At 70.9% G+C, this 16174-nt stretch carries 12 protein-coding genes; 5 read left to right on the top strand and 7 right to left on the bottom strand.

The features are described 5' to 3' along the window. Window positions 1-8: 8 nt before the first annotated feature. Together clpB and QBL21_RS01405 are read right to left on the bottom strand one after the other, a co-directional pair. On the bottom strand, window positions 9-2615 hold the full coding sequence (gene clpB / locus QBL21_RS01410; RefSeq protein WP_407560116.1) for an ATP-dependent chaperone ClpB: 2607 nt from the start codon (window positions 2613-2615) through the stop codon (window positions 9-11). A 576-nt stretch (window positions 2616-3191) separates the two neighbouring features. Then, entirely contained in the window at window positions 3192-3356 is a 165-nt protein-coding gene (locus QBL21_RS01405) for a hypothetical protein (RefSeq protein WP_407560115.1), read from the bottom strand. A 117-nt stretch (window positions 3357-3473) separates the two neighbouring features. On the opposite strand from QBL21_RS01405, the gene QBL21_RS01400 reads away from it, so the two are divergent. The 4 genes from QBL21_RS01400 to QBL21_RS01385 all read left to right on the top strand — a co-directional run bounded on the left by QBL21_RS01400 (window position 3474) and on the right by QBL21_RS01385 (window position 7494). Further along, complete coding sequence (locus QBL21_RS01400) at window positions 3474-4475, top strand: hypothetical protein (protein WP_407560114.1); 1002 nt, start codon at window positions 3474-3476, stop codon at window positions 4473-4475. 6 nt (window positions 4476-4481) lie between these two features. Continuing rightward, on the top strand, window positions 4482-5447 hold the full coding sequence (locus QBL21_RS01395; protein ID WP_407560113.1) for a LuxR C-terminal-related transcriptional regulator: 966 nt from the start codon (window positions 4482-4484) through the stop codon (window positions 5445-5447). 124 nt (window positions 5448-5571) lie between these two features. Next, the gene (locus QBL21_RS01390) at window positions 5572-6540 is read left to right on the top strand and encodes a helix-turn-helix transcriptional regulator (RefSeq protein WP_407560112.1); all 969 of its coding nucleotides are present in this window, start codon (window positions 5572-5574) and stop codon (window positions 6538-6540) included. Between the two features lie 3 nt (window positions 6541-6543). Beyond that, window positions 6544-7494 carry a helix-turn-helix transcriptional regulator gene (locus QBL21_RS01385; protein ID WP_407560111.1) on the top strand — a complete coding sequence of 317 codons (951 nt, stop codon included), beginning with the start codon at window positions 6544-6546 and terminating at the stop codon, window positions 7492-7494. A gap of 153 nt (window positions 7495-7647) precedes the next feature. Here the strand turns inward: QBL21_RS01385 and QBL21_RS01380 are convergent, their stop codons facing one another. Continuing rightward, window positions 7648-8040 (bottom strand): helix-turn-helix transcriptional regulator, encoded by a 393-nt coding sequence (locus QBL21_RS01380; protein WP_407566267.1) that lies wholly within the window; start codon window positions 8038-8040, stop codon window positions 7648-7650. Between the two features lie 144 nt (window positions 8041-8184). Here QBL21_RS01380 and QBL21_RS01375 point away from each other — a divergent pair, with 144 nt between their 5' ends. Further along, entirely contained in the window at window positions 8185-11439 is a 3255-nt protein-coding gene (locus QBL21_RS01375) for an NACHT domain-containing protein (protein WP_407560110.1), read from the top strand. 9 nt (window positions 11440-11448) lie between these two features. On the opposite strand, the gene QBL21_RS01370 is transcribed toward QBL21_RS01375, so the two are convergent. The 4 genes from QBL21_RS01370 to dnaK are packed head-to-tail and all read right to left on the bottom strand — an operon-like array spanning window position 11449 to window position 15826. Beyond that, window positions 11449-11916, bottom strand: a complete 468-nt coding sequence (locus tag QBL21_RS01370) for a heat shock protein transcriptional repressor HspR (protein WP_407560109.1) — start codon at window positions 11914-11916, stop codon at window positions 11449-11451. Window positions 11917-11921: 5 nt separating this feature from the next. After that, a complete protein-coding gene (dnaJ, locus tag QBL21_RS01365) occupies window positions 11922-13109 on the bottom strand; it encodes a molecular chaperone DnaJ (protein ID WP_407560108.1) in 1188 nt (395 codons plus the stop codon). A gap of 42 nt (window positions 13110-13151) precedes the next feature. Next, complete coding sequence (gene grpE / locus QBL21_RS01360) at window positions 13152-13955, bottom strand: nucleotide exchange factor GrpE (protein WP_407560107.1); 804 nt, start codon at window positions 13953-13955, stop codon at window positions 13152-13154. Continuing rightward, on the bottom strand, window positions 13952-15826 hold the full coding sequence (dnaK, locus tag QBL21_RS01355; RefSeq protein ID WP_407560106.1) for a molecular chaperone DnaK: 1875 nt from the start codon (window positions 15824-15826) through the stop codon (window positions 13952-13954). The genes grpE and dnaK overlap by 4 nt, the downstream gene beginning before the upstream one ends. Window positions 15827-16174: the final 348 nt, after the last annotated feature.

Raw genomic sequence — 16174 nt, 5'->3', positions numbered from 1 at the left:
CCGTACCCCTACCGCGCCGGGCCGACGAGCAACTGGTCGCCGAAGACCTCCACCCGCACCGTGTCGCCGTCCCGCACCTCGCCCGCCAGGATCTCCTTCGCGAGCTGGTCGCCGATCGCCGTCTGCACCAGCCGCCGCAGCGGCCGGGCCCCGTAGCTGAGGTCCGCCGCCGGCTCGTCCTCCGGGACGCCGAGGCGCGCGAGCCAGTCCAGCGCCGCGTCGCTGACCTCCAGCGTGAGCCGGCGCTCGGCGAGCCGGTCCTGGAGGTGGGCGAGCTGGATGGCGGCGATGCGCTTGAGCTGGTCGCCGCCGAGGGCGTTGAAGACGACGAGGTCGTCGAGGCGGTTGAGGAACTCGGGCCGGAAGACCTTCCGTACCGTGTCCAGCACCCCTTCCCGCTTCTGCTCCTCCTTGATCATCGGGTCGACGAGGAAGGTGGAGCCGAGGTTGGAGGTGAGGATGAGGATGGTGTTGCGGAAGTCGACGGTACGGCCCTGGCCGTCCGTCAGCCGCCCGTCGTCCAGCACCTGGAGCAGGATGTCGAAGACCTCGTTGTGCGCCTTCTCCATCTCGTCCAGCAGGATCACCGAGTACGGGCGCCGCCGTACGGCCTCCGTGAGCTGGCCGCCCTCCTCGTACCCGACGTACCCCGGGGGCGCGCCGACCAGGCGGGAGACGGAGTGCTTCTCGCCGTACTCGCTCATGTCGATGCGGACCATCGCCCGCTCGTCGTCGAAGAGGAAGTCGGCCAGCGCCTTGGCCAGCTCGGTCTTGCCGACGCCGGTGGGGCCGAGGAAGAGGAACGAGCCCGTCGGCCGGTTGGGGTCGGCGATGCCGGCGCGGGAGCGGCGTACGGCGTCGGAGACGGCCCGTACGGCGGTGTCCTGGCCGATGAGCCGCCGGCCCAGCTCCTCCTCCATGCGCAGCAGCTTCTGCGTCTCGCCCTCCAGCAGCCGGCCGGCGGGGATGCCGGTCCAGGAGGAGATGACGTCGGCGATGTCGTCGGAGCCGACCTCCTCCTTGACCATGGTGTCCCGCTTGACCTCCTCCTCGGCGGCGGACGCCTCCTCCAGCTCGCGCTCCAGGGCGGGCAGTTCGCCGTAGAGGAGCTTGGAGGCGGTGTCGAAGTCGCCGTCGCGCTGCGCGCGCTCGGCGGTGCCGCGCAGCTCGTCCAGCCGCTCCTTCAGCTCGCCGACCCGGTTGAGCCCCTGCTTCTCCTTCTCCCAGCGGGCGGTGAGGCCGCGCAGTTCCTCCTCCTTGTCCGCGAGGTCGCGCTGAAGCCGCTCCAGGCGCTCGCGGGAGGCGACGTCGGACTCGTTCTTCAGCGCCAGCTCCTCCATGCGGAGGCGGTCGACGGCGCGCTGGAGCTCGTCGATCTCGGTCGGCGAGGAGTCGATCTCCATCCGGAGCCGGGAGGCGGCCTCGTCCACGAGGTCGATGGCCTTGTCCGGGAGGAAGCGGGAGGTGATGTAGCGGTCGGAGAGGGTGGCGGCGGCGACGAGCGCCGAGTCGGCGATGACGACCTTGTGGTGCGCCTCGTAGCGCCCCTTGAGGCCGCGGAGGATGGCGATGGTGTCCTCGACGGTGGGCTCGGCCACGAGCACCTGCTGGAACCGGCGCTCCAGGGCCGCGTCCTTCTCGATCCGCTCGCGGTACTCGTCCAGGGTCGTCGCGCCGACCATCCGCAGCTCGCCGCGGGCGAGCATGGGCTTGAGCATGTTGCCGGCGTCCATGGCGGACTCGCCGCCCGCGCCCGCGCCGACGACGGTGTGCAGCTCGTCGATGAACGTGATGACCTGGCCGTCGCTCTCCCGGATCTCGGCGAGCACGGTCTTCAGCCGCTCCTCGAACTCGCCGCGGTACTTCGCCCCGGCGACCATGGCGCCGAGGTCGAGCGCGACGAGCCGCTTGTTCTTCAGGCTCTCCGGTACGTCACCCTTCACGATCCGCTGCGCGAGCCCCTCGACCACGGCGGTCTTGCCGACGCCGGGCTCGCCGATGAGGACGGGGTTGTTCTTCGTACGCCGCGAAAGCACCTGCACGACGCGGCGGATCTCCTGGTCCCGCCCGATGACCGGGTCGAGCTTGCCGTCGCGGGCGGCGGCGGTGAGGTCGGTGCCGAACTTGCCGAGCGCCTGGTACGTGCTCTCGGGGTTCTTCGTGGTGACCCGCCGGTCGCCGCGGATGTCCTCGAACGCCTGCACGAGCGCCTTGGCGCTCGCCCCCTGCTTCTTCAACAGCTCCTTGGCCGACCCGCCCTCGGCGGCGATCCCGATCAGCAGATGCTCGGTCGACACGTACTGGTCACCGAGCTTCCGCGCCCGCGCGGCGGCATCGGCCACGGCGGCCAGCAGCTCCCGGTCCGCCTGCGGCGGCGACACGGTCGCCCCCTGCACACTGGGCAGCCCCCCGAGCAGCGCCTCGGCCCCGGACCGCACGGCGGCCTGGTCGGCGTCGACGGCGGCCAGCAGGTCCTGGAGGCTCTCGTTGTCCGCCACCTCCAGCAGCGAGAGCAGCAGGTGTACGGGGGTGATGTCCGGGTGCCCGCCGGACACCGCGCGGCTGTTGGCGCCGGCGATCGCTTCCTGGCTCTTGTTGGTCAGCTCCGCGTCCACTGCTGTGTGCTCCTCCTTGCCGGGGTGCCGGTCACGGGATACACCTCGGCCCGCACGGGGGCGTGCCTGAGGCGACGTAAGCTAAGTTGAGTCTACTCCACTCAACCTCAACCCAGCACCGGCCACCGGCGACCACGACACGGCCGCCACCCCCTAAGCATGCGCGTCCGCGCACGCAAAAGCGGTGCCATCGCGGGGTTGCGTCCGCGATGGCACCGCTGGTGTGCCTTCGGGCGATCTGGACACGGGGGATACCGCCCGGTCAGGCACAGTGGGGGGTGATGCTCTCGCTATCCGGTACGCCGTCGGCTGCCACGGGAACGTGATCCTCTTCGCCAAGATTGACGAAGATCACGCCGCAGCGAACCACGCAGCGTACATAACGCCCTGGCCTCCGGCGGAAGGCCCGGACGCTCCCACCCCGGTCACGGAGGATGGTGATCGGCTCACCCAGCAGGGCTACCGTCATCCTGTCCCCGGGATGGGGAACCGCCGTAGCGAGATCGATGGAGTGCCAATGGTTCTCCATCTTTCGGCGGTCGTCTGTGTTCATCCCTTCACCTATGTCTGAGTCATCTACGTCCAGACAGGGTCCTGTTGGACGTAGATCGCTGCCGCCTCACTGGTTTTGCCATCCCAATGAGGATCACTGTCTTCGACGCCCTGCTGAAGGCCAGCCGCCCCGCCGATCGCAATCACTGCGACCAAGGCAACGGCCCACGTCATCAGCTTCTTTCCCATGGGGAGTCCCGGCCTCGCTCTCTGCTTCCCTCTGAAGAAGGTGCCCTACCAACAGGTCAGACACCACCTCCGCACTGCATCATGTTCCTGAATCACATCTTCCTGTGGGACGGATAAATGGTTATAAAAAATGACCAACCCAGGCATTCGCATGGATACGCAGACCTGTGCGAGGCGGGCGCGGAGCTGTACGCCAGAGCCCTGCGGGTAGGTCGTGTCTCCCGGGCCGAGGTGGACGACGTGCCGTGTCTGATCGATCTGACGCTCCTCCACGCCGATCTGGACGATCCCCAGTGGCTGCGCCCCGTCCCGCCTTCAACGGTGCTGGCACAGCTCGAGCACCCCATCGAGCGGGAGATCCTCGAGCGCCGAGAGCAGACCCTGGCGCTTTCGGAGGCATTCGCTCCGTTCCTTGCGATCAGTGAGCAACGCCCTCCGGCCTCCGGCGCGATGACCGAACTACACGGCGTGAGCAACATCGACGCGACGATCGTCCAGGCAACAGCGGAGTGCGAGAAGGAGTTGCTCACGGTGCAGCCCGGCGGCGGCCGGACCCCGGAGGTGCTGAGCACGGCGATAGCCCGGGTCCGTCCCCTGGTGGAGCGCGGCGTGCGCGTACGCAGCCTGTATCAGCACACAGCTCGGCACAGCTACGGGCTCCTCGCGTACCAGGAACGCATAGGCGAGGAACACATGGAGCTGCGCACACTCGAAGAACTCGTCGACCGGCTGATCATCATCGACAGGAAGGTGGCGTTCATCCCCGCGCAGCGAGAGCGCCCCGTGATGTACAACCGGCACGTCGCCCTGGAAGTCCGTATCCCCGGCCTTGTCGAGTATCTCGCGGGCGTCTTCGACCACCTGTGGCAGAGCGCCACTCCGCTGGACGAGGAAGTGCACTACACACCCCCGGAGCAGGACGGAATCACCGGCGTGCAGCGCAGCATCGCCAAGCTCCTCGTCGAGGGCCACGTGGACGAAGTCATCGCCGACCGCCTCGGCATGAACGTACGCACCTGCCGCGCCCACATCGCCAAGCTCGCCACCGTCCTCGGCAGCAACGGCCGCGCACAACTCGGCTACCTCATCGCCCGCTCGGACATCCTCGACCGGGACTGATCTCCCATGGCGACTAGCGGACATCCGCACGAGTTGGTCGAGCCGTGCCCGGCCGGCCGGGATCTCTATGCCACGGCCGTACGCGACGGCGGCATCTCCCGAGCGGCCGTGGCCGCCGCCCCGTGCCTCGTCGACCTGGCCCTGCTGGAGCCCGACCACGACGACGGTGACTGGCTGCTCCCCGTACCCGCACAACACGCCATGGCCGGTCTGCTCCAGTCCCTTGAGCAGAACATCCGTGACCGACAACGCCAGGCTGTCAAACTCGCGCTGGCCTTCAGCCGATTCACCGACATCAGTGCCGAACCTCCCCTCGGCGCCCCGGCCACCGTCCTGGAGGGCCTTGGCACGATCAACGCAGCACTGGACCGGGCGGTGACCGACTGCGCCGAAGAACTGCTGACCGTGCAGCCGGAGGCGGCCCGCGGCTCACGCGCCCTGGGGGAGGCGCTGCGCCGGGTACGCCCCCTCATCGACCGGGGCGTCAGCATGCGCACGCTCTACCAGCACGCCGCAAGGGAAGCACCGCTCACCCGGGCGTACCTGCGGTTCGTCGGACCACACCGGGTAAAGGTACGGACGCTTGAGGAGATCATCGAGCGGTTGATCATCGTCGACCGGAAGGTGGCCTACATCCCCGCACGACCGGACCGGCAGGTCGCCCTGGAAGTCCGTCATCCGGGCCTGGTCGGTTACCTCGCGGGCGCCTTCGACCAGTTCTGGCAGATCGCCACCCCCATCGAGCAGGCGGCCTACGCCGAACCCACCCCGGAAGGCGTCAGCGGTATCCAGCGCAGCATCGCCCGGCTCCTCGTCGAAGGCCACCTCGACGAGGCCATCGCCCGCCGCCTCGGCATCAGCGTCCGCACCTGCCGCGCACACACTGCCCGGCTGGCCACCCTGCTCGGCAGCAGCAGTCGCACCCAACTCGGTTACCTCATCGCCCGCTCGGGGATTCTCGAGGAGGCGTGACGGATGGCGCGTGACCTCGCCCGTAGCCCGCGGGTGTCACAAAGGCCACCGCGTCCGGTGTCCGGTTCCGAGAGTTCATGGCCACTCGCCGACCGCTCGGGCACATCCAAGGAGACCTGGCAGCATGGAGCACCCCCCCCACCCGGACACCGCCCTCTGTGACGTGGGCCGAAAGCTCTACACCTCTGCGTTACGCACCGGCCTGCTGTCCCACGAGGCCACCGGCTCCGCGCCGTGCCTGATCGACACCGGCCTCCTGCGCCGCGACCCCGGCGATGCGCAGTGGCTCGTACCCGCACCGCCGTCCGAGGCCGTCGCCGACCTCGTCCGTCCGCTGGAGCGGGAGCTGTCCGAGTACCGGCGGTTCGCCACCGCGCTCGCGGGTACGGTCGAGCAGCTCACCACGCACACCCCGGAGGAGACGGCTCCGTCCCTGCTCACCGTCTGGAGGGGAAAGGAGCAGATCGAAGCCGCGCTGCTACGCGCTCTCGACGACGGCACCGAGGAGTTCCTCGCGATCCAGCCCGCCAGCGGGCGGACCAACCGGACCGCAGAGAAGATCCGCGCGACCGCGCAACGGGTCCGGGAGCTGCACGAACGCGGCATCACCCAGCGGACGTTGTACAACCACACCTACCGGCACCACCCCGCCACGCTCGCGTATCTGGACGCGCTCAGGGACACCGGCCTTGAGGTGCGCACCATGGAGGAAACCGCCGAGCGACTCCTCATCATCGACCGCGCCGTGGCGTTCGTGCCCACGCAGCCCGACCGCGAGACGGCGCTGGAGATCCGCCACCCGGGCCTGGTCTGGTATCTGGTCAGCGTCTTCGAACGGTTCTGGCAGTTCGCCGTCCCCTGGGAACACCAGGTCCCGTACCGGGAGACGCCCTCGGGCATCACGGGCGTTCAGCAGAAGATCGCGCAGCTCCTGGTCGAGGGCCACCTCGACCAGGCCATCGCCCGCCGACTCGGTATGAACGTCCGCACCTGCCGCGCGCACGTCGCCCGGCTCTCCGCCGCCCTCGGCAGCACCAACCGCGCCCAACTCGGCTACCTCATCGCCCGCTCCGGCATGCTTGAGGAGGTCTGACCCGTGGGCCACTCCCCCCACCCCGCCTCGCGCATCTGCACGACAGGCCGGAAGCTCTACGCCCAGGCCCTCCGGGCCGGCAGCATCGCGGCGACGGGGAGCGAAGCCGCGCCCTGCCTCGTCGAGTCCGGTCTCCTGCGGCGCGACGGCGACCGGCTGGTCCCCGCGCCGCCGACGGAAGCCATGGGGCAGCTCTTCGCACTCGTGACGAAGGAGATCGGCGGCTACCGCGATCTCGCGCTCACCCTCGCCGGCAGCGTCGGGCAGTCCGCACCGTCCGGTGGCGGTACGGCGGCGGAGCCCTCGGTCATGCTCTGGGAGGGGAAGGAACAGATAGACGCCGAGCTCGTACGGGCCCTCCAGGGGTGCGCCGACGAACTGCTCACCGCCCAGCCCATGGGGAACCGGCCCGCGTGGGTGTACGAGGCGGCCGTGCAGCGCGTGCTGCCACTGGCGGAGCGGGGTGTCCGCATCCGCAGCCTCTACAGCCACACCGCCCGGCACACCACGCAGACGCTGGACTACCTGGCACGGGTGGGGCACACGGGCCTGGAAGTCCGCACGCTCGCGGAGAACATCGAGCGGACCATCATCATCGACCGCGAGGTCGCCTTCATCCCCGCGCAGGCCGACAACGCGGTGGCCATCGAGGTCCACCACCGTGGCGTGGCCTGGTATCTGGCCGCCACGTTCGACCACTTCTGGCACCTCGCCACGCCCTGGGGCGAGGACATCGCCGCCCAGGTGACGCCGGAGGGGATCACGGGCGTCCAGCTCAAGATCGCCCGGCTTCTCGTCGAGGGTCATCTCGACGAGGCCATCGCCCGCCGGCTCGGCATGAACGTACGTACCTGCCGCGCCCACATCGCCAGGCTCGGCGCGGCACTCGGCAGTGACAGCCGCGTCCAGCTCGGCTTCCTGCTCGCCCGCTCCGGGATCGTCGACGAGGCGTGACGAAACGCGGGACGTGGGGGAAGTGAACGGAGGCACTGGTGCGCATGAGGCCGGGAAGCGAGCGCACCAGCGCTCCGTCCGAGGGGTGCCGCAGGCGCCCGCGGACGACGATGGCAGGTCGCGTCCGCATCAGCCGTGAGGCACTTCCCCACATCATTCACGAATGTCCCGGCGCGAGCCATTGCCTCTTCCGGCAACCCGGTCCGCGCCCGCGACGGCCGGCAGCAGTGCCCGCCGGTTGCGGTCGGCGACCAGGGCGGCCTGGACCCGCGACTCCACGTTCAGCTTGCGGCAGATGTTCGTCAGGTGGGCTCGGACCGTACGCTCCGCCACCCCGAGCTGAACCGCCAGGCGGCGGTTGGTCGGGCCGTCGGCGAGCAGGAGCAGCACCTGGCGTTCCCGGTCTGAGAGCAGCGCGAGACCGACCGGTGGAGACTCTCGCGCCGTGTTGCCCGAACCGTGAGACCTCACTGTATGAACTCCCGGACCAACTGGGCCGTACGTGCACCACGTCCGGCGGCTTCTCCCCGTTCCTAAAAAGAACATTGGCTTACTGTCCGTATCAACTCCACCCGAACCCAGCATCATCTTCCTGAAATTCAGGATGATGAGGGTGTGCAAACTCCGACGAACCGGACCTTCGGCGAACACCGCCGGTGACCTGTCGCCACCCGCTATATCGTCGGCCGCATGGAACCCGCAGCCGCCGGCGTCAGGCTCGCGTCCGCCGTCGTAGCGCCCCTCGTCAAGCGGCTGTTCCGCACCGAGGGGCCCGGCGCCGGGCTCGCGGAGCGGCCGGTGCGGATGGCGGCGCTGGTGTCGTTCCGCGGCGAGCAGCGGGAGTTGGACGAGGGCGGCCTGCGCAAGCTCGCGGACACCCTCGTACGGCGTGCCCGCCGCGACGCCGGCCGGGCAGGCGACCGCGAGGCGCCCGTCCCCGCCGACGAGGCCGGGGCCGTCGCCGGCGCGCTCGCCCGCAGCCTCACCGCCCTCGGCGACCTCGACCTCGACGACGTACAGGCCGTCCAGCTCGGCCCCGAAGCCCTCGCCCGCCGGCTCCGCCAGGCCGCCGCGCGGAGCGGCGGCAGCGGCGGTCCCGTACGCGAACTGTCCGCCGACGCCGCCTACTTCCACGACGCCCTCCTCGACACCGCCTGCCTGCACATCCTGCACTTCTTCAGCCAGCGCTCCACCTTCGTCGCGCGCACCCTCGTCGAGCAGTCCCGCCGCCAGGCCGAGCAGATCGCCCGCCTCGACGCCCTCATCGCCCGCACCCCCCTGCCCGCCGCCCGCGACGCGGCCTTCGAGCGCGAGTACTTCGCCTACGTCGCCAGGAAGCACGGCAAGCTCACCATCTACGGCGTCGACCTCGCCGACTCACCCGCGAAGTGGCCGCTGGACGTGGCCTACCTGCGGCTGGAGGCTTCCGCCGAGCACCACACCGGCGCGACGTCGCACGACCCGCTCCCCTTCGACGCGTTCGCCGAGGGCGACCCCCTCCCCGACCCCGTACTCCCCGCCGACCAGGTCCTCGCCACCTACGAGCGCGTCCTCCTCCGCGGCGCCGCCGGCTCCGGCAAGACCACCCTCGTGCAGTGGCTCGCCCTCTCCGCCACCCGCGCCGACGCTCGAACAGCGGACGCCATGGACTACCTCGCCGGCCGCGTTCCGTTCGTCCTGCCGCTCCGCACCCTCACCCGCCACGGCCAACGCCTCCCCTCCCCCAGCGACTTCCTCTCCGCCACCGGCAGCCCCCTCGCCGGGGCCCAGCCCGACGGCTGGGAACACCGCGTGCTCGCCGCCCGCCGCGGGCTGCTCCTCGTCGACGGCATCGACGAGGTCCCCCGCGCCGAACGCGACCGCACCCGCCGCTGGCTCTCCGACCTGATCGACGCCTTCCCCGGCAACCGATGGCTCGTCACCTCCCGCCCCTCCGCCGTCGGCGAGGACTGGCTGGCCGCCGAGGGCTTCACCGAGCTGACCCTCGCCCCCATGCGCCCCGCCGACCTCGCCCGCTTCATCGCCCGCTGGCACGCCGCCGTACGCACCGGCGCCGGCGCCCCCGCGGCGGACGACGCGCAGTTGGCCACGTACGAGCAGCAGCTCACCGCCGCCGTACGGCACACCTCCGACCTCGGCCGGCTGGCCACCAACCCGCTCATGTGCGGCCTGATGTGCGCCCTCAACCGCGCCCGCCGCGGCTACCTCCCGCGCGGGCGCAAGGAGCTGTACGAGGCCGCCCTGTCGATGCTGCTCACCCGCCGCGACCGCGAACGCGACATGGCCGTGCCAGACCTGCGCGAGGAACCCCAGCTCCAGGTCCTCCAGCGCCTCGCGTACTGGCTGATCCGCAACGGCCGCACGGAGCTGGACCGCGCCCGCGCGGAAAGCCTCGTCGCCGCCGCCCTCCCGGCCGTCCCGGAGGTCGCCGCCCTCGGCGACGCAGCGGTGGTGCTGGAGCACTTCCGCGACCGCAGCGGCCTCCTCCGCGAACCCGCCCCCGGCGCCGTGGACTTCGTCCACCGCACCTTCCAGGACTACCTGGGCGCCCGCGCGGCGGTGGAGGAGGGCGACATCGGCGTGCTGGCCGCACACGCCGCGGACGACCAGTGGGAGGACGTCATCCGCATGGCGGTGGCGCAGGCCCGCCCGCGGGAGCGCGAGGAGATCCTGCGGGAGCTGCTGGCGGCGGCGAAGGCGAGGGAGGGCGTCGAGGGCGTACGCATCCGCCTGCTCGCCACCGCCTGCCTGGAGCACGCGGTGGAGCTGGCCCCGGCGGTACGGGAGGCGGTCGAGCGGGAGACGAAGGCGCTGATCCCGCCGCGGACGGTGGTGGAGGCACGGGCACTGGGCGCGGCCGGCCCGCTGGTGCTGGACCTGCTGCCGGGCCCGGAGGAGGCGGACGACGACGTGGCGCGCCTGGTTGCCGTCGCCGCGACTTACGTGGAGTCGAACCGCGCCATCGCCTTCCTCGCCCGCTTCGCCGCCCACCCCTCGCTCGACGTCCGCCGGCAACTGGCCTGGGCCTGGCACCGCTTCGACACCGAGGAGTACGCCGACGAGGTCATCGCCCGGCTCGATCCCGAGCTGCTGTTCTTCACCGTCACCTCCGACGCCGAACTGCGGGCACTGCGCCGCCTCGGCGGCCGTCCCATGGTCGAGGTCCGCGGCCCGCTGCACCCCGCCGAACTGCGCGCCGCGCTCGCGGAGTCCCGGCTCACCGAACTGATCGTCCGCGGCCAGCCCGGACTTGCGGACCTGGCCTGCCTGCGCGGGCAAGGCGAGCTGCGCTACCTGCGGCTGACCGAGTGCGTCGACCTCCGTGACGCCTCGGCGCTGGCCGGGCTGCCCCTGCACACCCTGGTACTCGACACGGTGCCGGGGCTGGCGGACGGGGTCCCCGAACTGCTCGCCACCGTCCCGTCGTTGCGCCACCTCTCGCTCTCGCCGGAGCGCCGGCACCCGCTGGACCTCGGCGCGCTGCCGGAGCTGCCGGAGCTGACGACGCTCAACCTGCTGACCGGCCACACCTCCGACCTGCGGCCCCTGGCCAGGTACGCCAAGCTCCTGTACCTCTACCTGGGCTGGCGGCACGAGCGTTCCGCGGACGACTGGCCGGCGATGGCCGCGCTCCCCCTGCTCAAGGGCCTGCGGTGCCGGCCGGACCTGCTGGCCGTCGCGCCCGCCGGCGCGGAGCTGCCCGGCATCGGGTTCCTCGGCCTGGTCGACGACCGGCCCGCCGACGAACTCGACCTCGGCCGTGTCCGGCAGCTCTTCCCGGGGCTCGACCAGCTCGTGCTCGATCTGCCGCCGGGCAGCCGCCCGCTGGACCTCTCCCCGCTCGCCGGGCTCGACTCGCTGGACCAGGTCTCCCTGCGGCCACAGATGAGAAACCTCCACGCCGGGCTTCCGCCCCACGTGGAGGTCACGTACCTCACCGACTGAGCCGCGAGGCTAGTCGCGCTTCTTCTTCGGCTTCCACACCACCAGCGCGCTCGTCTGCTGCACCTGCTGGTACGGCACCAGGTCCCGCCGGTACGACGCGTGCACCTGCGCCTCCCGCTGTGCCATCGCCGACGCCGCGCCGTCCAGCGCGTCCGTCAGCTCCGCCACCTTCTCCTGCAACGCCGCGACCTGCGTCTCCAGCTCGATGATCCGCTTGATCCCGGCCAGGTTGACGCCCTCGTCCTGGCTCAGCGCCTGGACCTGCCGCAGCAGCGCGATGTCCCGCGCCGAGTACCGCCGGCCGCGCCCGGCCGTGCGGTCCGGGGAGACCAGGCCGAGGCGGTCGTACTGGCGGAGGGTCTGCGGGTGCAGGCCCGAGAGTTCGGCGGCCACGGAGATGACGTAGACCGGCGTCTCCTCGGTCAGCTCGTACGGGTTGCGGCCGCGGGCGCCGCGTCCGCCGTTTCTGCCGTTCATCGTCGTCAAGCTCCCTTCGCGGCCTTGAACAGCTCCGCGCGCGGGTCCTCGCCCGCCGTCGCCTTCCGGTACGACTCCAGCGACTCGCGCGCCGTGCCGTCCGTCTCCTTGGGCACCGTCACCTCGACGGTGACGAGCAGGTCCCCGCGCGTGCCGTCCTTGCGGACGGCGCCCTTGCCGCGGGCGCGCATCGTACGTCCGTTGGGGGTGCCCGGCGGCAGCTTGAGGGTGACGGGCGGGCCGCCGAGCGTGGGCACCTTGATGTCCGCGCCGAGGGCCGCCTCCGGGAAGGAGACGGGGACCGTGACCAGCAGGTTGTCGCCCTTGCGGCCGAAGACCGGGTGGCCGTCGACGTGGACGACGACGTACAGGTCGCCGCCCGGTCCGCCGCGCTCGCCCGGGCCGCCCTTGCCGCGCAGCCGTATCCGCTGCCCGTCCTGCACCCCCGCGGGGATGCGGACCTGCATCGTGCGGGACGACTTGGCCCGGCCGCTGCCCTTGCAGATGTCGCAGGGGTCCTGGGCGATGAGCCCGCGGCCCTTGCAGTCCACGCACGGGTCGGTCAGCGAGAAGCCGCCACCGCCGCCGCGGGAGACCTGGCCGGTGCCCACGCAGGTCGGGCAGACCCGCGGGGAGCCGTTCTTGTCGCCCGTGCCGGCGCACGTCTTGCAGGGGGCCGACGACGACATCCGCAGCGGCACCGTGGCGCCCTCGATGGCCTCCGTGAAGCTGAGCGTGACCTCCGACTCGATGTCCTGGCCGCGGCGCGGCTGCGTACGCCCGCCGCCGCGGTTGAACAGCCCGCCGAAGACGTCGCCGAGACCGCCGCCGAAGCCGCCGGGGGTCGTCTGGCCGCCGGCGCCGCCCGGGCCGGGGCCCGAGCCGCCGAAGAGGTCGCCGAGGTCGAAGTTGAACGAGCCGCCGCCCGCGCCGGGGCCCGGGCGGAAGCCGCCGTTGCCGAAGAGGCTGCGCGCCTCGTCGTACTCCTTGCGCCGCTGGGGGTCGCCGAGCACGTCGTTGGCCTCGGAGACCTCCTTGAAGCGCTCCTCGGCCGCCGCGTCGCCCTTGTTGGCGTCCGGGTGGAACTGCCGGGCGAGCTTGCGGTACGCCTTCTTGATCTCGGCCTCGGTCGCGTCCTTCGGGACGCCGAGGACCTTGTAGTAGTCCTTCTCGATGAAGTCCTTGGTGCTCATCCCCGGCGTCCCTCCTCTCGTCCCTCGGCGGCTGCTACGGCGTCACCCCTCGTCCGGGCCACCGCTGTCCGTCTCTCCCCCGGCCGCCCCGCCGGACCCGGCGGGGCCCGGCTTCGCGGAGCCGGAGGCGTCCGAGCCGCCGGCGTCCGCGGAGCCGGCGGACGAAGGTCCGCCGTCGTCCCCGTCGGCCTGCTTCTCGTCCGACTTCTCGCCCTCCTTGCCCTGTGCCGCCGACGCACCCGGCTGCGGCTCCGCGACGGCGACCCGCGCGGGGCGGATCGTACGCTCGCCGATGCGATACCCAGGCTGGAGAATCTGCACGCACGTGGTCTCGGTGACATCCGGCGAGTAGCTGTGCATCAGCGCCTCGTGGATCAGCGGGTCGAAGGGCTCGCCCTCCTTGCCGAACTGCATGAGACCCATCTTGGCCACGACGGTCTCCAGCGACTCGGCGACCGACTTGAACCCGCCGACCAGCTCGTCGTGGTCCCGGGCGCGGCCGACGTCGTCGAGCACCGGCAGCAGCTCGGTGAGCAGGTTCGCGATCGCGACCTCCTTGACCGCGACCCGGTCCCGCTCCACCCGCCGGCGGTAGTTCTGGTACTCCGCCTGTAGCCGCTGGAGGTCCTTCGTGCGCTCCTCCAGCGCCTTGCGGGTCTCGTCCAGACGACCCGAGAGAGGGCTGTTCGCGTCCCCGTTCCCGGCGGCCCCCGGCCCGGCTCCCTCGGCGCGCCGTGCGCCGGGCGAGGTGGCCGAACCGTCGGTGCCGCCGGGCTGTGCCTCCGCTGTCTCTGCGTCGGTGGGGACGTCGGGCTTCTCCTCGAAGCCCGGGGTCTCCTCCGTCACGCGGCACCGTCCTTGGGCTTGTCGTCGTCCACGATCTCGGCGTCCACGACGTCGTCGTCGGCGCCGGCGGCGGCACCGGGGGCGTCGTTCGGCGCCTGCTGCGCGCCCTCGCCGCCGGCGGTGGCGGCGCCGGACGCCTGGGCGTCGGCGTAGAGCGCCTGGCCGAGCTTCTGGCTGGTGGCGGCGGCCTTCTCGGTCGCCTCGCGGATCACCGCGGTGTCCTCGCCCTTCAGCGCTTCCTTGAGGTCGCCGACCGCGGCCTCGACCTCGGACTTCACATCGCCGGGCACCTTGTCCTCGTTGTCCTGGAGGAACTTCTCGGTGGTGTAGACGACCTGCTCCGCCTGGTTGCGGGTCTCGGCCGCCTCGCGGCGCTTGTGGTCCTCCTCGGCGTACTGCTCGGCGTCGCGCATCATGCGCTCGATGTCGTCCTTCGGCAGCGCGGAGCCGCCGGTGACGGTCATCTTCTGCTCCTTGCCGGTGCCGAGGTCCTTCGCGGCGACGTGCATGATGCCGTTGGCGTCGATGTCGAACGTGACCTCGATCTGCGGCACGTTCCGCGGGGCCGGCGGCAGGCCGGTCAGCTCGAACATGCCGAGCTTCTTGTTGTACGCCGCGATCTCGCGCTCGCCCTGGAAGACCTGGATCTGCACCGACGGCTGGTTGTCCTCGGCCGTGGTGAAGGTCTCCGAGCGCTTCGTCGGGATCGTGGTGTTGCGCTCGATGAGCTTGGTCATGATGCCGCCCTTGGTCTCGATACCGAGGGACAGCGGGGTGACGTCGAGCAGCAGGACGTCCTTGACCTCGCCCTTGAGGACGCCGGCCTGGAGGACGGCGCCGACGGCGACGACCTCGTCCGGGTTGACGCCCTTGTTGGCCTCCTTGCCGCTGGTCAGCTCCTTGACCAGTTCGGCGACGGCGGGCATGCGGGTCGAGCCGCCGACGAGGACCACGTGGTCGATCTCGGCCAGGTCGATGCGGGCGTCCTTGATGACGTTGTGGAACGGCGTCTTGCAGCGCTCCAGCAGGTCCTGCGTGAGCTGCTGGAACTGCGCGCGGCTCAGCTTCTCGTCCAGGTGCAGCGGGCCCTCGGCGGACGCGGTGATGTACGGCAGGTTGATCGTCGTCTCGGAGGACGACGACAGCTCGATCTTCGCCTTCTCCGCGGCCTCGCGGAGCCGCTGGAGGGCCATCTTGTCCTTGGCGAGGTCGACGCCGTGGCCGTTCTGGAACTGCTTGACCAGGTAGTCGACGACGCGCTGGTCCCAGTCGTCGCCGCCGAGGTGGTTGTCGCCGTTGGTGGCCCTGACCTCCACCACGCCTTCGCCGATCTCCAGCAGCGAGACGTCGAAGGTGCCGCCGCCGAGGTCGAAGACCAGGATGGTCTGGTCTTCCTTCTCCATGCCGTAGGCGAGGGCCGCGGCGGTGGGCTCGTTGACGATGCGCAGGACGTTCAGGCCGGCGATCTCGCCGGCTTCCTTGGTCGCCTGCCGCTCGGAGTCGTTGAAGTACGCCGGGACGGTGATGACCGCGTCGGTCACCTTCTCGCCCAGGTACGCCTCCGCGTCGCGCTTCAGCTTCTGGAGGATGAACGCGGAGATCTGCTGGGGGGTGAACTCCTTCTCGTCGATCGGCTGCTTCCAGTCGGTGCCCATGTGGCGCTTGACCGACCGGATCGTCCGCTCGACGTTGGTGACCGCCTGGCGCTTCGCCACCTCGCCGACGAGCACCTCGCCGTTCTTGGCGAAGGCGACGACGGACGGCGTGGTCCTGGCGCCCTCGGCGTTGGTGATGACGCTGGGTTCACCGCCCTCGAGAACACTGACGACAGAGTTCGTCGTGCCCAGGTCGATGCCGACCGCACGTGCCATGTTGTCTATCCTCCGGATCAGATGCTCTGCCTTGAGCTGGTCAGGCTCAAGAGTGCCATGCCCACCACCCCAGGCGCAATTCACCTGAGTCACAGCCACTCAAGTTTTGTGCGTCAGTGCAGGTGGGAACGGGTTTTCGGGGTACGGGCCGGGGGCCGCGGCGGCGCCGGGGGCGCGACGCACATCACCGGCCGGGCGGCTTCAGAGGCCCGGGGACACCCGGGTACCCTCAGGCGGAGAAGAGATAAGTTACCGCTTAGTAGTAGCTGGGTAAGCCGAGTCAGTAGCACGTACCAGAGCACGTACCAGCACACCGCAGCACGCAGAGCAGTCAGGCCGAGGAGCCCT

This window comes from Streptomyces sp. 184 (assembly GCF_045781775.1).
Lineage (GTDB): Bacteria > Actinomycetota > Actinomycetes > Streptomycetales > Streptomycetaceae > Streptomyces.
Note: the sequence above shows the minus strand (reverse complement) of the source record. Positions and strands in the feature narration are given on the sequence as shown.